Here is a 15,403-nt window from a genome sequence, read left to right as displayed (position 1 = left end):
TTAAGCGCCGTTCGTCAAATCGCCCGGGAGAAAGCCTTCCGGTCGGCGAAATTGTCATATCCGGCACGTGCGAAACCCTTGTACATGCCCACATTCCCGGCATCGCAATCCCCGCGAATGTCGGTGGCGCCATTGGCGACGAGGATGCGCGTGCCGCGAATGACGATGGCGGTCGAGTAGCCCTTGCCGCGTCCGGCCGGGGCGACGCCGACGAATCCGATGACCGGGAAGCCCGGGTTCTTCGCCGGGAGGCTCAGTGCCACCGCTTCGCCGGAATCGTCGAAACCGAGCTCGAACCATTCCGGCTCGTGCTCCATTTCCTTCATGTCGGAGATGAGCAGTTCGGCCGCTCCGCGCAGGCCGAGTTCGGCGATGTCGGCGCGCAGGATCGCGTCCTTGGTGTCGGAGAGGATCCGCTCGGCCATGTCCACGAACGGGGCCTCGCCCAGTTCCACGATGGACTTCCAGGTGACGCGCGGGTCGTCCTCGGGCACCGGCGTGCCGGTCTGCCAGCGGAAGCGGTTGCCGTCGCGGGTGAGGTCGAAGCCGTAGTCGGCCAGCAGCGCCCAGCGCTTCTCGGGCTCGACCTGGTACTGCGGGGCCTCGGCGGGGGAGTCGACGACGTGCGCCAGGTGGTCGGCGCCCATCTTCGCGGCCTCGGCGAAAGCGTGGTCCAGGAGGGCGCGGGCGACGGTGGTGTCGTCCCAGGGCGCGTCGAACAGGACGAAGTCGGTCGGCTTCTCGCCGCCGGGACGCGTCCACAGCACGATGTTGCCGATCAGGTTCCCGTCGGCGTCCTCGGCGACGTAGGCCCACTCGGGGTGGGTGCACTTCTTGTCGAGCAGCGAGGTCAGGTAGTCCGCGCGGGAGGCGTTGCGGTCGTCCTCACCGGCGTAGGTGGTGAGGGCGGGGAGTTCGGTGGAGCGGGCGGTGCGAATGATCAAGAGGAATCCCTTGGTTCGGTTGCTGATGCGCGCTGATCATAACCACGCCACCGTTACCTGTGTCAAGGAAATACCGGTAACGTTCTCGTGCGGCCCACCACCGCCTCGGTGACCAGCGCGATCGCCGGCCACGTGTGCCGGCCCGGCCGCGTCACCGCGAACATCCGCCGCCGCGGCTCCAGCCCCGGCGAGGGCATCACGATCACACCCTCGCGCGGCGGGACGTGCGCGGGCACCAGCGCCACCCCCAGGTCGGCCGCCACGAAGTCCAGCACCAGGCCCAGGCTGTCGGCCTTGTGGGCCACGAACGGCGCGAAACCCGCCAGTCCGCACACCCGCTCCACCAGCTCGGTGTCGTCCTCCCCGCGCGAGTTGACCACCCACGGCTCGTCGCGCAGCTCGGCGAAGGACTCCACCCGCGCCATGCAGGACGGCACCGCCAGCCGCATCGGCGTGTCGCAGGTCTGGCGCACGTGCGCGCCGTTGTCGGCGAACTTCGGGACCACGTCGAAGTCGTAGACGAAACCCAGGTCCACCGCGTCCTCCGCCAGCAGCGCCGAGACCTCGGCCGGCTCGCGCTCCTGGAGCTCCAGCCGCAGCGCCGGATGCGTCCGCTTCAGCTCCGCCGCCACCGGGATCAGGTCCCCGCTGAGCGCGCTCGCCGAACCCGCCACCCGCAGGACGCCCGAGGCCGGGCCGGAGGCCGACAGGTCCGCCTTCGCCGACTCCACCGCCGCCAGGATCTGCCCGGCGTGCTCGACGAGGCGCCGCCCGGCCGGGGTGAAGCGCACCGTGCGGCCCGAGCGCTCCAGCAGCGCCGCCCCCGCCTGCTTCTCCAGCGCGGCGAGCTGGACGGAGATCGTGGACGTGCCGTAGCCGGTCGCCTCGGCGGTGGCGCGCATCGTCCCGTGCTGGTGCAGCTCCAGCAGGACGCGGAGGAGGTGGAGATCCATTCGTCCACGGTAACGGGATGGTCTGTCCCGGAACAATCGCTGGACCGGGACGATCATCTCGGGTGAGGTGGAGGCATGACCGTCGCTCTCCCCGCGAAGGCCGGTGGTGTGGGGACCGCCGTTGCCCTCACCCTCGGCTCGATGACCCTCGTCCAGTCCGGGCTGGCCGCCTCCACCCTCCTCTTCGACGACCTCGGGCCCGCCGGGACCACCTGGCTGCGCCTGTCCTGGGCGGCGGTGATCCTGCTCGCGGTGACCCGACCCAAGCCGTGGGCGATGTCCAAAAAGGACCTCGGCGGCGTCGCGCTGCTCGGCACCGCCAGCGGCCTGATGACCCTGCTCAGCGCCGCCGCCATCGACCGGCTCCCGCTGTCGGCGGTCGTCGCCGTCGGCTTCCTCGGGCCCCTCGGCATCGGCGTCTTCCGCCGCGCCGGGCGCCTCGGGCTGTTGTGGCCGCCCATCGCGCTCGCCGGGGTCGTCCTGGTCACCCAGCCGTGGAACGGATCCGTCGACCCCCTCGGGCTCGCCTACGCCGTCGGCAACGCCGCCTGCTGGGCCGCCTACATCCTGCTCACCCAGAAGGTCGCCGATCGCCTGCCCGGCCTCACCGGGCTCGCGCTGTCGATGACCGTGGCCGCCCTGGTGACCGCCGTGGCCGGTGCCGGGCACGCCGTCCCGCGCCTGGACGGCCGGATCGTCCTGGTGGGACTCGGGATCGCGCTGCTGCTGCCCGTGCTGCCCTACGTCATGGAGATGCTCGCGCTGCGGCGGATGGCGGTGGGCGCCTTCGGGACGCTGCTCAGCCTGGAACCGGCGCTCGCGCTGGTCATCGGCACGGTGTTCCTGTCGCAGGTGCCGCACTGGTGGCAGGTCGCCGGGATCGGCCTGGTGAGCCTGGCGGCGGCCGGAGCCGCCCGGGGCGGGAAACGGACATAGTGCGGCCACTTGCAAGTGCGTACTTCCCGGGAGAGAGCCACTTACCTACGGTTAGTGGCATGACCGAGCTTTCCATTGCCGCCAGGGAGACCCGCCGCGTCGGGTCCATCACCGTCACCTACCTGCCCGACGGGTACGGGCTCCTCGAACCCGCCGCCGCGTTCCCCGCCTGGACCGGCGCGGCCACCCGCCTGCCGGTCAGCGTCGGGTCCTTCCTCATCGCCACCGCCGACCGGCTCCTGCTGGTCGACCTCGGGCTCGGGCCGGTCGCCTTCGACGTGCCCGGCTTCGCGTCCTTCTCCAGCGGCGCCCTGCCGGACAGCCTCGCCGCCGAAGGCCACCGGCCCGCCGACGTCGACACCGTCCTGTTCACCCACCTCCACCACGACCACGTCGGCTGGGCCGAGGCGTTCACCCACGCCCGGTACGTGGTGGCCGAGGCGGAATGGCGGCACTGGCACGGCACCGACTCGCCGGTCGGCCCGTCCCCGGCGATCCAGGACGCCCTGGCCGCGCGCGTGGAGTTCGCCGCCGACGGCGACGAGGTCGCGCCCGGCGTCCGCGTCCTGGCCGCGCCCGGGCACACCCCCGGGCACCTCGCGGTGGAGATCGCCGACGGCGGCGAGCGCCTGCTGATCATCGGCGACGCCCTGCACACCCGCGCGCAGGTCGCGGCCCCGTCCCTGTGCTTCGCCTTCGACGCCGACCCCGGGGAGGCCCAGCGCACGCGCGAGAAGCTGCTGGCCGACGACGTCCCCTTCGCCGGCGGGCACTTCACCGGGACGGTCTTCGGTCGCTAACCACTGGTTAGTATGGGGCCATGCGCACTCGACGCCCCCGGCCGGGCACGCCCGGCCGGGTCCTCGCCTGGCTCCCCGACGGGCGGCCCGCCGACGTCTACAGCGCGCCCTGCCCCTCGCGGGCGGCGCTCGATCGCCTCGCGGACAAGTGGACCGCGCTGATCGTCGGCGTCCTGAGCACCGGCACGAAGCGTTTCGGGGAGATCCGGGACGCCATCGACGGCATCAGCGAGAAGATGCTCACCCAGACCCTGCGCTCGCTGGAGCGCGACGGGCTCGTGGAGCGCCGCTCGTACCCGACCGTCCCGCCCCGCGTGGAGTACCGGCTCACCGAGCTGGGCCTCACCCTGGAGGAACCCCTGTCGGCGGTGCGCGACTGGGCCGAGCGCCACGTCAATGAGATCAACGCCGCACGCGCGCGGCACGACGGCGGTCCATAATCGCCGGATGGACGTCACCGAGCGCTGGTACCGCGCCTTCGCCGAGCACACCGCGCCCACATCCCCCTTGTACGAGGCGTTGTCGCTGCTGGTCGCGGGCGACGCCGAGCTGATCGCCCGCCTGAGCGTCCTGCCGGAGCCCAAGCGCCAGCCGAACCTCCTCTTCGGCGCGACCCGCTACCTCGACGGCCCCGTGGAGTCCACATCGGACTGGCGGGAGTGGGTGCTGTCCCGCTGGGACGAGGTGGTGGCGGTGATCCTCGCCCACCGCACGCAGACCAACGAGACCAACCGGTGCGCCGCGCTGCTGCCCGTGCTGTCGCAAGTGGACGGACCGATCGCGCTGCTGGAAGTGGGCGCCAGCGCCGGCCTGAACCTCTACCCCGACCGTTACCGCTACCGCTACGGCACCCACGAACTCGGCGACGGGCCGGTGCTGCTGGAGTGCGAGCCGCGCGGCGACGTCCCGCTGCCGAAGCGGCTGCCGGAGATCGTCTGGCGCGCCGGACTCGACCTCAACCCCCTCGACATCCGGGACGAGGAGGTCCTGCGCTGGCTGACCGCCCTGGTCTGGCCCGAACACCACGAGCGCCGCACCCGCCTGCACGCCGCCGCCGACATCGTCCGCGCCGACCCGCCCCGCCTCGTCCAGGGCGACATGCTCACCGACCTGCGCGCCCTCGCCGCCCAGGCCCCCGCCGGCGCGACCCTGGTCGTGCAGCACTCGGCGGCCCTCGCCTACGTCGTGGACGCCGAGGCCCGCAAGGGATTCGCCGCGACCGTGACCTCGCTGCCGGGGCACTGGATCGCGCTGGAGTCGCCGGGCGTGGTCCCGGGGACCGAGGTCGAGGCGGACGTGAACACGGAGGTGGTGAGCATGGACGGGCGGATCATGGGGTTCTCGGATTCGCACGGGCGGTGGATCGGGTGGCCGTGATCGACGATCTGGCCGGGTGACGGCCGGTGGCTGCGCGGGGGCCGGTCCCTCGGGCGGTGGCGGGACGGCACTCCGGCTGACCGCGTGGCCGCGGAAGGCTCCCGCCGCTCCGGCAGGCGGGTGAGCGCGGCTCAGCCGCCGTCCGGAAGGCCGCCACGCCTGGAAGTTATCCACATCGCGGTGGTTTTCCACAGGTCGCGCGGTGGGCCGTTTGGTGGACCAGGCGTGGGGTGGGGTTACGTTCGCCCCAGCGGGGCGGGCTCTGGGCCCCCACCGAAAAGAGGTCTCCGCGTGTGTGCGCGGGGCCGATGGGCCGCGTGACCCTTCGGTGCGATGAAGGCGGCGGCCGACGGCCCGGAGATGGGGTACACCGGCGGTAGTTCGGGGGACCGGCCGATCGTGGTGACCGGCGAACGTGTGTCGGCCCGATCGCGGTCTTCCCCGCCGGGCTGATCGACGGCACCGCCGGTCGCCGCGTGATCCCCGTGGTCGGCGCCCGTACCGAGAGGGTCGTCGGGCCGGGTGACGGTGGCCGTTCCCTTCGCCGCCGAGCCGTGACTCCCGCTTCGGCTCGGCGTTGCCCGCCGGGGCTAAAGTCGCTGCATGACCAGCCCGCCTCCCCCTCCCGGAACTCCGTGGGACCCGTCGCAGGGCGCGCCGCCGCCCTACGAGCCGGGGCACCGCGTCTACCCGCCGCCGCCCTCGTCGCAGGAGCCCGACACCGCGCCGATCAACCAGGCGCAGCCGCCGCCGGTGCAGCCCGGTCAGCCGCCCGCGCAGCCGGGTCAGCAGCCGGGCCAGTGGTCGCCGCCGCCCTACGAGGGCCAGTGGTCGCAGGCGCCGCTTCCTTCCCTCCAGCCGGGTTTCGAGCAGCAGGCGCCGCCGCCACCGCAGCAGCAGTACCCGGTGAAGAAGAAGCGGAAGATCCTGCCGCTGGTCGCCATCATCGTCGGCGCGGTCGTGGTGCTGGGCGCCTCCGTCTACTTCGGCGTGAACTGGCTGAACAAGGACAAGGACGGGGATCCGGCGGTCGCGGGCCCGTCGCCTTCGCAGAGCGCGGTCACCGATCAGGGTGTGCGGACGGTCGATCTGAAGAACGCCAAGGTGTACATCAAGGGCGAGCTCACCGCGTTCAAGGAGGGCAAGGCGGGCGACTTCGTGGTCTCGGCGAAGGACCCGGTGTACGCCGATCTCGACGGTGACGGCGATGAGGACGCCGCCGCGCTGGTCGAGTACGCGGGTTCGGCGGCGCAGCCGTGGTCGCAGATCCTGATCTGGATCTGGGACGGCAAGGAGGCCCGGCCGATCGCGTTCGAGGCGAGCTGGCAGTGGGGTTGCGGGACGCTGCCGCCGCTGGCGATGAGCGCGGGCAAGGGCGGGCTGTCGGTGGTGCGGTCGGTGGCGAACGTGTGCGGCGGTGACGCGGCCACCGAGACGATCACGGTGGCGATGGCGGGGAATGTGCCGGTCGAGGTCATCGGCCCGCACCATTCGGCGACGACGCGGTGCCGGGTGGCTCCGGCGGCGGCTTCGGCGGTCGCGGACGTGACGGGCAAGGCCGAGCCGCTGGCGCTGAACGCGTCCAACGCGCCGAAGCTGGCGCAGGCGGGTGAGGTGTCGAAGCTGGAGGTGCACCACCAGCCGAAGCCGGACACCAAGCTGGACAACGGGTACGCGATCGCGGTGATCACGTGGGCCGACGGGCAGCCGCAGGGCTGCGGCTGGGTGCCGTGGAGCGCGGTCACCGGTTAGCGCGAGCGAGGGCGCGGCCCGGGAAGGGGCCGCGCCCTCGGCGTCATTCCTCCACTATCGACAGTGCCCCGGACGGACACAGGGACACCGCCTCGCGCACCTTGTCCTCGTGCTCGGGGCCGGGGACCTCGGCGAGCAGCCACACGATCCCGTCGTCCACGCCCTGATCGAAGACGTCGGGGTCGGTGAGCACGCACTGGCCCGCTCCGACGCAGACGTCCCGGTCCGCCTTGATGCGCATGCCCGTTCTCCCTTACCAGGTCACCGGAACCTCGTGGATCCCGTAGATGAACGCGTCGTTCTTGTACGGCAGGTTTTCGGCCGGGACGGCCAGTGTCAAGCCCGGCACGCGGCGGAACAGGGTCTCGTAGGCGATCTCCAGTTCGGCGCGGGCGAGGTTCTGCCCGAGGCACTGGTGGACGCCGTAGCCGAACGCGACGTGCGCGCGGGCCGAGCGGGTCACGTCGATCGCGTGCGGTTCGGGGAAGACGCCCGGGTCGTGCGAGGCGGCCAGCCCGGAGGCGATGATGCCGTCCCCGGCCTTGATGAGGACGCCGCCGACCTCCATGTCCACCAGCGCGGTGCGGGAGGTGGCCACGTCGGCGATGGCGAAGACGCGCAGGAGTTCCTCCACGGTGGTCGGCAGGAGGCCGGAGTCGGCCTTCAGCTTCGCCAGCTGTTCGGGATTCTCCAGTAGCGCCACCGTGCCGAGGCTGATCATGTTCGCGGTGGTCTCGTGCCCGGCGATGAGCAGCAGCCGGGCCAGCGCGGCCAGTTCGTCGCGGTCGTAGGTCCCGTCGGCGCGCCCGGCGGTGATGAGCCGCCCGAGCATGTCGTCGGGGGTGTTCTTCTCCTTCGCCGTGAGGAGTTCGACGAAGTAGTCCCCCAGCTCGTTCAGTGCCCGGCGGCCCTGTTCGATGGTGCTGTCGCGCGACAGCAGGGCCCTCGTGCGCTCCTGGAAGTAGTCGTGATCGGCGTAGGGGACGCCGAGCAGCTCGCAGATGACCATCGAGGGCACCGGCAGCGAGACGTGCTCCACGAGGTCGGCGCCCTTCCCGGCGGCCAGCAGATCGTCGATGGCGTCATCGACGATCTGCTGGATGCGCGGCCGCAGGTCCTTGGTGCGGCGGACGGTGAACTCGGTGATCACCTGGCGGCGCTGCACCGAGTGCTCCGGCGGGTCCAGCCCGATCAGGGCCGGTTTCGGCATGTTCTTGATCTCCTCGGGGTCGAGATTGACCGCGAGGGGGAAGTTCGGCGCCGTCCGGTCGGACGAGACACCGGGATGCGCCAGGACCTGACGGACCTGGTCGTGGGACGTGATGAGCCAGGCGATCCGGCCCGAACGGGTCAACCGCACCTTGACCGGTGCGTCACCGTCCTGGATCTCGGAGTAGGCGGCGGGTGGGTGGAACGGACAGGTGCGTTCCATCGGAAAGGCTGGAATCTGGTCGACCGGCAGCTCAGGGGCCTGAGATTGGGTCATGATAGGCCTCACTCTCGCCAGAAAGCGGAGGATTCTCTTCCGGATCTCCACTGTAGCCAACCGGAGTAGTACCGTCCAGATAGGACACGAGAAAGGCACGACGGTGTCCACTGCCCCCAGCCCCGTCCCCGCCCGCCGTCGCGCAGACGCCCAGCGCAACCGCGACCGCATCATCGCCACCGCCCACCTCGCCTTCATCCGCCACGGCATCGGCGTTCCCATGGAGGAGATCGCCCGCGGCGCCGAAGTCGGCGTCGGCACCCTCTACCGTCACTTCGCCGACCGCGAGGCCCTGCTGCGAGCCGTCATCGCCGCCGGGCTCGAACGCCTCATGACCGTCTCCCGCCAGGAGACCGACCACGCCACCGACCCGTGGGGCGCACTGTGCCGGTTCGTCCGGCGCTGCGTCGAACTCCGCCTCGGCGGCACCCTCTCAGCCCTCCGCCCCCGCATGGCCCAGGCCATGAAGGAGATCGCCGAACTCGCCGACGCCCGCCAGCGCATGCTCGAACTCCTCGACCCCCTCGTCAGGGGCGCCCAGGAGCGCGGCCAGATGCGCACCGACGTGTCCACCGGCGACATGATCATCCTCATCGGGATGCTCGTCCGCCACGAATGCGAGCTCACCGAGGACAAGGAGTGGATCACCCGGCGGCACGTCGAGATCGTCCTCGACGGACTCCGCCCCGGCGGCGGCGAACTGCCCGGCCCGACCGTCACCCTCACCGACTTCCACCACGACTGACCACCGCCCGGCCTACTGTGACGCCGTGGACACCATCACCGCGACCGTCGCCGGAGGCCGGGCCGAGCTCGTACCCGAACCCGGGCGCACCGGCGCCTGGACCCTCTACGTCGAAGGCGTCGAACAGTCCCATGTGGACCTCGCCGAGCCCGCCCGGCTCGCCTTCGACTACGTCCGCCGCGTCGCCGCCGTCCTGGACGCCGCCGGCAAACGCGGCGAGCCCCTGCGCGTCCTCCACCTCGGCGGCGGCGCCATGACCCTGCCCCGGTACGTGGCCCACACCCGCCCGGGCTCCACCCAGCGCGTGGTCGAGGTCGACGGCGCCCTCGCCGACTTCGTCCGCACCCGCCTGCCCCTGCCCAAGGGCGTCGAGGTCACCGTGGACGACGCCCGCGCCGCCCTCGCCGGACTCGCGCCCGGCACCTGGGACGTGGCCGTCGGCGACGTCTACAACGGCGCGGCGATGCCACCCCACGTCGCCACCACCGGATTCGCCACCGAGCTGCGCCGCGTCCTGACCCCCGGCGGGATCTACCTCGCCAACGTCACCGACCTGCCGCCACTGGCCTTCGGCCGCCGCTTCGCCGCGACCCTGCGCGAGGCCTTCGGCGAGATCGCCGTCCTCGGCGAACCCGGCATGCTGCGCGGACGCCGCGCCGGGAACCTCGTGGTCGCCGCCGGACGCGGCGCCGGGCGCCTGGCCGGCGACGGGCGGGACGTGCTGAAGGGCCCGGCCCTGGCGGGGTTCACCGCGGGGGCCGGGCCCTTCGTGGACTAGCTACTCCGACCACACCTCGGCCGCCGTCAGGAACGCGCTCGACGAGATCCGCTGCGTTCCCGGAAGATCGTCCGCCCCACCCTCCAGCACGACCCCGCCGGGCAGCTCCTCGCCGCCCACGCGGATCGCCGCGCGCGTCACCGGCATGTACACCAGCGACAGCTTGCGGACCAGGTCGCCGAAGGGGAACACGTCGGTGGCGAAGGTGCGCCGGTCCAGGACGTCCCCGGCGGCGATGGCCACGTCCCCGGCGGTGACGGCGAGGCCGTCGAAGTCCAGGGACACCGTCACCCGTGTCTCCTCCAGGCCGCCGACGGTCCAGTCGAGGCCGTGGAACTCCGGGAAGTGGCGGGTGAAGTCCTCGGTCAGCCAGCGGGCCAGTTCGAGGTTCGCGCCCAGCACGCGGACGGGCAGCCCGCGCCGCCACAGGACCAGGACGTTGCCCGGGCCGTGCGCCGACCAGTCGACCACCCACACCGAGGCGATCGCGGTGGGGCCCTCGGCGTCCTTGAGCCCGATCATGGGGTTGGCCCCGACCAGCAGGACGCTCATGGGCGCGGCCTGCGGCGGAAGCGTCCGGCGGCCGTCATTAAGCCCGCCGCCAGTTTCACCGAGCGCCGCCGCCGGGGCGGGTTGTGGGCGTCGACGTACCACTCGAAGTCCTCGGCGAGGAACGCGCGGATCATCGCCAGATCGGTGGTGTCGTCCATCTTCCGCAGGTGGAAGGGCGGCGGGTAGAAGGCGTCGCCGAGCAGCATCACCGAGGCCTCCGGGACCACGACGACGCTGGAGTCCGGGGCGTGGTTCCCGCCGACGTGGCGGACCTCGATGCCGCCGGGCAGCTCCAGCCGGTCGGTGAAGGTCCGGTGCGGGGGGACGATGGTGAAGCCGTCCCAGCAGTCCTTCATCGCGAAGTGACGCCCGCCGTAGCTGGGCTCCAGCTTGTTGTTGGCCGCGATCTCGGCCTCCAGGTAGTCCGGGCTCCACGGCAGCTTCGCCTGCTCGGCGAGGATCTCCGCGCCCGTCTCGTGCCCGATGACCTCCACGCCGTCCCAGGCGCACGCGCCCCAGGTGTGGTCCCAGTGGTGGTGGGTGTAGACGAGGTGGGTCGCCTTGGGCAGTCCGGCCTCGGCGATGGCGGCCTGGACGTCGCGCGCCATCGCGGGGGACTGGCCGGCGTCCACGACGACGCTGCCCTCGGGCGTGGCGATCACGCCCACGCAGCCCTGGACCAGCGCGGGATCGGGATCGCCCGGGTAGAGCCAGACCTCGCCGGACAGTCGTTCCAATGATCTCGGCACGTCGGGGAGTATGCCCCACCCGCGCATCCCGCGCGTCGCACCTTGACCTGCGATGTCGAACCGCGCGGGGGTGGCGTCGGCCACCCGTTCACTGATAAGCCGGAGGTGGGGGCGGGGCCCCCGCGCCGCCCCCACCGGCTCCGGTCGCCTACTTGGGCAGGAAGTTGGCGAAGACGTGCCCGGCCACCGAGCGGCCCAGGTCCAGCCCGGCATCGGCGTCGAAGCGGTAGTGGACGCCCAGGTAGACGCGGCTGATGGCGTCCTCCTCGGCGGCGTTGGTCAGGGATCTGAAGCGGCGGACGGCGCCCTTGGCGTGCGGGTCGTCGGTGGTGGCGGCGAACTCCACGGCGTCGGTGCCCAGGAACAGCCGCAGGGTCTCCGCCCACGCGCCCGCGAAGGTCGCGTGGCCCGACACGTACGCCGGGAACGGCGGCGTGAAGCTCACCCCGGACCGGTCGGCCGACAGCGGCCGCCACGACGGGTCCGGCGCGGTCTCGGGACGCCCGTCGCTCCCGGCCAGGTGGATCGCGGTCTCCGGACGCCACACGTCCACCGGGCCGAGGTACTTCACGTCCCACGCGGCGATCGCCGCGTCGGCCAGCGCCAGCGACAGCAGCGCGAACAGGCGCGCGTTCTCCACCACCGGCAGCTTGTAGCTCAGCGCGATCGCCTTCGTGTGCGCGTAATGCTGCCCCGGCGGCTTGTACGTGCCGTCCAGGTCGTTGGCCCAGAAGTGCGCCAGCCGCGTCTGGTCCTCGGTACGGGACCGCGATTCGCGCCCGCCCAGCTCGCGGACCTCCTCGACCTGCCGCTGATAGAAGCCGCTCGCCAGGAGCTTCTCGTAGTCGTCGGCGTCGCCGGGCGGGCGCGGGCGGAAGTGGTCGCCGGTGGGCAGTGCCCACGGCTTCACCAGGCCCCAGTGCGGGGACGCGGCCGGCCCGGAACCGGTGGGGCGCCAGGCGCCCGGCTCCAGCGCGGCGGTGTACGGAGCGTCCACTTCGGACCCGTCGGCGGCGCGCAGCCGCAGGACGGTGTCGGCGGCCCGGGCGCCCAGGGTGGCGCCGCGGACGATGCGCACCGGATCGTTCTCCGGCACCCGCGCGCTGGCCTCGTCGAGCGCGATGGAGAAGTCGCGCGCGGGGTAGAGCGCGCTCAGCGCGCGGTGGGCGGCCTGGTTGATCGCCGCGAACAGCGACGGCGGCCGGTCGTCCCCGGGTGGCGCGTACTTGAGCGCGTAGGTCGCGCTCTCGCGGGTGATGGCCGCGGCGGCGTCGTGGATCGCCACGTGCACGATCGCGCCGGCGCGGGAGAGCGTGGTCGGCGGTCCGCCGACCGCCCGGATGGTGTCGAGAAGGACGTCGTTCCAGTGGTGGACCGGATTGAAACTCATGTGGCGTGACCCCCGTCATCTGCCCCCGGGGACCCGTCATGCGCGTGCCCCCGTTGCCCCGGCGTGCCGCGCGTGGTGCGCGCACCGCCCGGGCCGGATTCCTTTATAGCCGGGGTTTCGCGGGACTCCGCCGGTATTGTCCGTCCTGTGTGGACTCTCCAATATGGACGGACGGCCGAACTGCCCGGTCGGCCATTCGGTTGACGCCCGGAAGGGGTATGCCCGGGCACGTTGCGCCGACGGCGTTAGTTCACGTTCGCCAGCAGCGCCCGGATCTCCTTGACCGCCGCGCGCCCGGCCCGGTTGGCGCCCACCGTCGAGGCGGACGGCCCGTAGCCGACCAGGTGGACGCGCGCGTCGGCGGCCACGCGGGTGCCGTCCATGCGGATGCCGCCGCCCGGCTCGCGCAGCTTCAGTGGCGCCAGGTGGTCCAGCGAGGCCCGGAACCCCGTCGCCCACACGATCGCGTCGGCGGGCACGAAGCGCCCGTCGTCCCAGGCCACGCCGTCGGGGGTGATCCGGTCGAACATCGGCAGCCGGTCCAGGATCCCGCGCTCCATGGCCGCCTTGATGGTGGGCGTCAGGCTGTAGCCGGTCACCGAGATGACCGACTCGGGCGGCAGGCCCGCGCGCACCCGGGCGTCCACTTTGGCCACCGCCATGCGCCCGCGCTCCTCGGAGAACTCCTCGGTGGAGAACACCGGCTCCCGGCGCGTCACCCACGTGGTCGCGGCGACCTCGGAGATCTCCAGCAGGTGCTGCAACGCCGAGGCCCCGCCGCCCACGACGACGACCTTCTTGCCGGCGAACTCCGCCGCCGAGGTGTAGCCCGCCGAGTGGATCATCCGGCCCCGGAACGAGCCCAGGCCCGGGTAGTGCGGCCAGAACGGCTTCTCCCATGTGCCGGTGGCGTTGACCAGCGCCCGCGTCACGTAGTCCCCGGCGCTGGTTTCGACCAGCAGCCGCCCGTCCCCGTGCTCGCGGACGGCCGTCACGCTCACCGGCCGCCGGATCGGCAGCTCGAAGCGGTGCTCGTAGTCGCCGAAGTAGGCCGGGATCGCGGAGTTCGCGTGCAGCGCGGGGTCCAGGTGCCCGAAGTCCAGCGGCAGCCCCGGCAGGTCGTACACGCCGTGCGTGTTGGCCACGGTGAGGGAGTCCCAGCGGTGCTGCCACGCGCCCCCGGGCGCCGGATTGTGGTCGAAGACCACGTGCTCGATCCCCGCGCGGCGCAGGAAGTAGGACGAGGACAGACCCGCCTGCCCGGCACCGATGACCACGGCGTCGAGCTCGGCGGCGACGGGACGCGGCTCGGAGCTCATGCCCTGGAAAACGGTGGTGGAGGAGGGCGGCATTCCGGCGGGTGACGGGGGTCTCCGACCCTTCGGCCGCCACCCAAAGAAGAGACTCCGGGGACCCGCGCGGGTTGGTCCGGGAAGCCACAGGGTGGACGCGGAAGCCCAGTGGATCACGGCCGTGTCGGGGAGGTGGAACCGGACATAGGTTCACACACGTCAACCTCGACGAATGGAGACCGGCATGCGCGCGATCAACCGTCTCGCCGACCGCGTCCTGGGCCGGTTCGTGCCCGCGACCAAGGCCAAGGCCGACACCTCGTGGATGGAACTCTGCTGGTGCGACCAGTACCACCACTGGAGCCGGTGGTGCACGGTCGTGGGCGGCCTGAGTTCGTGCACCGAGTGCAAACGCGCGGACGGAGGCTGCTGAGCGGGGCCGGGACGAACCCGGCCCCGTGTTCAGTTGATCGGCGCCACCGTCAGGCCGCGCAGGAGCGGGGCGAAGACACCCAGGTCGTCCAGGTCACCGCGATCGATCAGCCGCGGGCTGACCACCAGCGGACCACCGGCGCGCTTCTCCAGTACGACGATGTCGTCGTAGAACTCCAGGTAGCCCGCCACGTTCGGAGCCTGCTGAAGGAGGGCGACCGATGCCCGGATGATCCGGCTCAGCCCGGCGGTCTCCTCTTCCCATGACAGGGCCTTACGCGGCTCGAAGGTCACCGACGCGAAGGCGCCGCCGGTTCCCATGCGAGCGGCGGCCGTCGGCGCGTCCGACGCGTGGGTCGTGGCCAGCGCGACCCACCAGGCGGGACCCGTGAGGGGGGAGTCGGCGGGAGGCTCGGCCTTCGACAGACCGAGCAGCGCGCCGAAGTACTCCGACAGGCGGGCGACCGAGTAGGACGGTGTATTGAACTCGTAGCTTGTGGACACCTCGGCTCCCTAAGGGTAGAAGTCGATGACTTGGCCATGGCGGACGATCTTGATCTCCTTGAGCCCGCTGATCGGCCTGCGATCCAGAAGGGCCCGGATGCTCTCCGGGGTCGCCGTCACCGCGGCATCCATGTCCAGGACGATCCGGTCGGCCTGGCCCTTCTTGACCTTGTCGGAGATCTTGGTTCGCACGTTGTCGACGGATGTCTCCTCGGCCGGAGCGTAACAGTCGGCGTACTCGCCTTCGATCTTGTAATCGGGCTCCCTGCCATTGGATTTGGGCGGCGGATTCTGTTCGACGTCGTAGCCCTGTTTGGCGAGCGTGTCGGCGGCCCGGTTCTCGGCTTCGAGCGCGCGCTTCTTGGCCGTGTTGCCCCTGACCTCGGTGGGAGTGCCGCGCGGGGTCGCGTTCGGATCGGGCGGGTTGGACGGCGTGAGCCGCATGTGAGTCGTGCCCGGCAGGTCCGCCTCCCCGTCCCCGTCGGAGTCCTTCGGCTTCCCCGCCGCGACCTTCCCCTCGACCGCCGCCTGCGCGTCCGAGACCGACTTGCTCGCGTCGACGTCCCCGTACTTCTTCGCGGGGGTCCCGTCGCCGCCGTCGCCGTCGCCCTTGGGGCGGCCGGGTGAGCCGTCGGGGCCGTCCGGGCCGTCGCCACCGGGCCCTTTCGGGCCCTTCGCCAGTGCCAGCCCGATGGCCAGCAGTGTCATCACCA

General features: G+C 72.0%; 18 protein-coding genes. 8 read left to right on the top strand and 10 right to left on the bottom strand.

What is annotated here, in order from left to right; translation table 11 throughout:
* Nucleotides 1-14: 14 nt before the first annotated feature.
* The gene (locus tag QSK10_RS33825) at nt 15-944 is read right to left on the bottom strand and encodes a mycothiol acetyltransferase (RefSeq protein WP_285667646.1); all 930 of its coding nucleotides are present in this window, start codon (nt 942-944) and stop codon (nt 15-17) included.
* 62 nt (nt 945-1,006) lie between these two features.
* A complete protein-coding gene (locus tag QSK10_RS33820; protein ID WP_285667644.1) occupies nt 1,007-1,897 on the bottom strand; it encodes a LysR family transcriptional regulator in 891 nt (296 codons plus the stop codon).
* Nucleotides 1,898-1,972: 75 nt separating this feature from the next.
* Between QSK10_RS33820 and QSK10_RS33815 the strand changes: the two genes are divergently transcribed.
* The 5 genes from QSK10_RS33815 to QSK10_RS33795 all read left to right on the top strand — a co-directional run bounded on the left by QSK10_RS33815 (nt 1,973) and on the right by QSK10_RS33795 (nt 6,762).
* A complete protein-coding gene (locus tag QSK10_RS33815) occupies nt 1,973-2,833 on the top strand; it encodes an EamA family transporter (protein WP_285667643.1) in 861 nt (286 codons plus the stop codon).
* A gap of 59 nt (nt 2,834-2,892) precedes the next feature.
* Complete coding sequence (locus QSK10_RS33810; protein WP_285667642.1) at nt 2,893-3,633, top strand: MBL fold metallo-hydrolase; 741 nt, start codon at nt 2,893-2,895, stop codon at nt 3,631-3,633.
* 20 nt (nt 3,634-3,653) lie between these two features.
* Nucleotides 3,654-4,073, top strand: a complete 420-nt coding sequence (locus QSK10_RS33805) for a winged helix-turn-helix transcriptional regulator (RefSeq protein WP_285667641.1) — start codon at nt 3,654-3,656, stop codon at nt 4,071-4,073.
* 7 nt (nt 4,074-4,080) lie between these two features.
* The gene (locus QSK10_RS33800; protein WP_285667639.1) at nt 4,081-5,010 is read left to right on the top strand and encodes a DUF2332 domain-containing protein; all 930 of its coding nucleotides are present in this window, start codon (nt 4,081-4,083) and stop codon (nt 5,008-5,010) included.
* Between the two features lie 603 nt (nt 5,011-5,613).
* Nucleotides 5,614-6,762 carry a hypothetical protein gene (locus QSK10_RS33795; RefSeq protein WP_285667637.1) on the top strand — a complete coding sequence of 383 codons (1,149 nt, stop codon included), beginning with the start codon at nt 5,614-5,616 and terminating at the stop codon, nt 6,760-6,762.
* A 43-nt stretch (nt 6,763-6,805) separates the two neighbouring features.
* On the opposite strand, the gene QSK10_RS33790 is transcribed toward QSK10_RS33795, so the two are convergent.
* Nucleotides 6,806-7,003, bottom strand: coding sequence for a ferredoxin (locus QSK10_RS33790; RefSeq protein ID WP_285667636.1), 198 nt, complete (start codon nt 7,001-7,003; stop codon nt 6,806-6,808).
* A 12-nt stretch (nt 7,004-7,015) separates the two neighbouring features.
* Nucleotides 7,016-8,194: a cytochrome P450 gene (locus QSK10_RS33785; RefSeq protein ID WP_285667634.1), complete on the bottom strand. Its 1,179-nt coding sequence runs from the start codon at nt 8,192-8,194 to the stop codon at nt 7,016-7,018.
* Nucleotides 8,195-8,351: 157 nt separating this feature from the next.
* Between QSK10_RS33785 and QSK10_RS33780 the strand changes: the two genes are divergently transcribed.
* A complete protein-coding gene (locus QSK10_RS33780) occupies nt 8,352-8,993 on the top strand; it encodes a TetR/AcrR family transcriptional regulator (protein ID WP_285667633.1) in 642 nt (213 codons plus the stop codon).
* A gap of 25 nt (nt 8,994-9,018) precedes the next feature.
* On the top strand, nt 9,019-9,771 hold the full coding sequence (locus QSK10_RS33775; RefSeq protein WP_285667632.1) for a spermidine synthase: 753 nt from the start codon (nt 9,019-9,021) through the stop codon (nt 9,769-9,771).
* Here the strand turns inward: QSK10_RS33775 and QSK10_RS33770 are convergent, their stop codons facing one another.
* From QSK10_RS33770 to QSK10_RS33755, 4 genes are all read right to left on the bottom strand, one after another.
* Nucleotides 9,772-10,323 carry a hypothetical protein gene (locus QSK10_RS33770; RefSeq protein WP_285667630.1) on the bottom strand — a complete coding sequence of 184 codons (552 nt, stop codon included), beginning with the start codon at nt 10,321-10,323 and terminating at the stop codon, nt 9,772-9,774.
* Nucleotides 10,320-11,072, bottom strand: coding sequence for an MBL fold metallo-hydrolase (locus QSK10_RS33765; RefSeq protein ID WP_285667629.1), 753 nt, complete (start codon nt 11,070-11,072; stop codon nt 10,320-10,322). The genes QSK10_RS33770 and QSK10_RS33765 overlap by 4 nt, the downstream gene beginning before the upstream one ends.
* A gap of 148 nt (nt 11,073-11,220) precedes the next feature.
* The gene (locus QSK10_RS33760) at nt 11,221-12,462 is read right to left on the bottom strand and encodes a vanadium-dependent haloperoxidase (RefSeq protein ID WP_285667628.1); all 1,242 of its coding nucleotides are present in this window, start codon (nt 12,460-12,462) and stop codon (nt 11,221-11,223) included.
* Nucleotides 12,463-12,707: 245 nt separating this feature from the next.
* Complete coding sequence (locus tag QSK10_RS33755) at nt 12,708-13,781, bottom strand: NAD(P)-binding domain-containing protein (protein ID WP_285667627.1); 1,074 nt, start codon at nt 13,779-13,781, stop codon at nt 12,708-12,710.
* A gap of 217 nt (nt 13,782-13,998) precedes the next feature.
* Here QSK10_RS33755 and QSK10_RS33750 point away from each other — a divergent pair, with 217 nt between their 5' ends.
* Nucleotides 13,999-14,187 (top strand): hypothetical protein, encoded by a 189-nt coding sequence (locus QSK10_RS33750; protein WP_285667626.1) that lies wholly within the window; start codon nt 13,999-14,001, stop codon nt 14,185-14,187.
* Between the two features lie 29 nt (nt 14,188-14,216).
* On the opposite strand, the gene QSK10_RS33745 is transcribed toward QSK10_RS33750, so the two are convergent.
* Together QSK10_RS33745 and QSK10_RS33740 are read right to left on the bottom strand one after the other, a co-directional pair.
* The gene (locus tag QSK10_RS33745) at nt 14,217-14,690 is read right to left on the bottom strand and encodes a hypothetical protein (protein ID WP_285667625.1); all 474 of its coding nucleotides are present in this window, start codon (nt 14,688-14,690) and stop codon (nt 14,217-14,219) included.
* Nucleotides 14,691-14,699: 9 nt separating this feature from the next.
* The gene (locus tag QSK10_RS33740) at nt 14,700-15,398 is read right to left on the bottom strand and encodes a CdiA C-terminal domain-containing protein (RefSeq protein ID WP_285667623.1); all 699 of its coding nucleotides are present in this window, start codon (nt 15,396-15,398) and stop codon (nt 14,700-14,702) included.
* Between the last annotated feature and the right edge of the window lie 5 nt (nt 15,399-15,403).

Source organism: Actinorhabdospora filicis (assembly GCF_030269765.1).
Taxonomy (GTDB): domain Bacteria; phylum Actinomycetota; class Actinomycetes; order Mycobacteriales; family Micromonosporaceae; genus Actinorhabdospora; species Actinorhabdospora filicis.
Note: the sequence above shows the minus strand (reverse complement) of the source record. Positions and strands in the feature narration are given on the sequence as shown.

Excerpts from the sequence above, each read along its gene's own strand:
- QSK10_RS33800 (WP_285667639.1), top strand. The coding sequence starts at position 4,081 with ATGGACGTCACCGAGCGCTGGTACCGCGCCTTCGCCGAGCACACCGCG.
- QSK10_RS33795 (WP_285667637.1), top strand. The coding sequence starts at position 5,614 with ATGACCAGCCCGCCTCCCCCTCCCGGAACTCCGTGGGACCCGTCGCAG.
- QSK10_RS33750 (WP_285667626.1), top strand. The coding sequence starts at position 13,999 with ATGCGCGCGATCAACCGTCTCGCCGACCGCGTCCTGGGCCGGTTCGTG.
- QSK10_RS33810 (WP_285667642.1), top strand. The coding sequence starts at position 2,893 with ATGACCGAGCTTTCCATTGCCGCCAGGGAGACCCGCCGCGTCGGGTCC.
- QSK10_RS33770 (WP_285667630.1), bottom strand. The coding sequence starts at position 10,323 with ATGAGCGTCCTGCTGGTCGGGGCCAACCCCATGATCGGGCTCAAGGAC.
- QSK10_RS33815 (WP_285667643.1), top strand. The coding sequence starts at position 1,973 with ATGACCGTCGCTCTCCCCGCGAAGGCCGGTGGTGTGGGGACCGCCGTT.
- QSK10_RS33755 (WP_285667627.1), bottom strand. The coding sequence starts at position 13,781 with ATGAGCTCCGAGCCGCGTCCCGTCGCCGCCGAGCTCGACGCCGTGGTC.
- QSK10_RS33760 (WP_285667628.1), bottom strand. The coding sequence starts at position 12,462 with ATGAGTTTCAATCCGGTCCACCACTGGAACGACGTCCTTCTCGACACC.
- QSK10_RS33790 (WP_285667636.1), bottom strand. The coding sequence starts at position 7,003 with ATGCGCATCAAGGCGGACCGGGACGTCTGCGTCGGAGCGGGCCAGTGC.
- QSK10_RS33820 (WP_285667644.1), bottom strand. The coding sequence starts at position 1,897 with ATGGATCTCCACCTCCTCCGCGTCCTGCTGGAGCTGCACCAGCACGGG.
- QSK10_RS33785 (WP_285667634.1), bottom strand. The coding sequence starts at position 8,194 with ATGGAACGCACCTGTCCGTTCCACCCACCCGCCGCCTACTCCGAGATC.
- QSK10_RS33805 (WP_285667641.1), top strand. The coding sequence starts at position 3,654 with ATGCGCACTCGACGCCCCCGGCCGGGCACGCCCGGCCGGGTCCTCGCC.
- QSK10_RS33740 (WP_285667623.1), bottom strand. The coding sequence starts at position 15,398 with ATGACACTGCTGGCCATCGGGCTGGCACTGGCGAAGGGCCCGAAAGGG.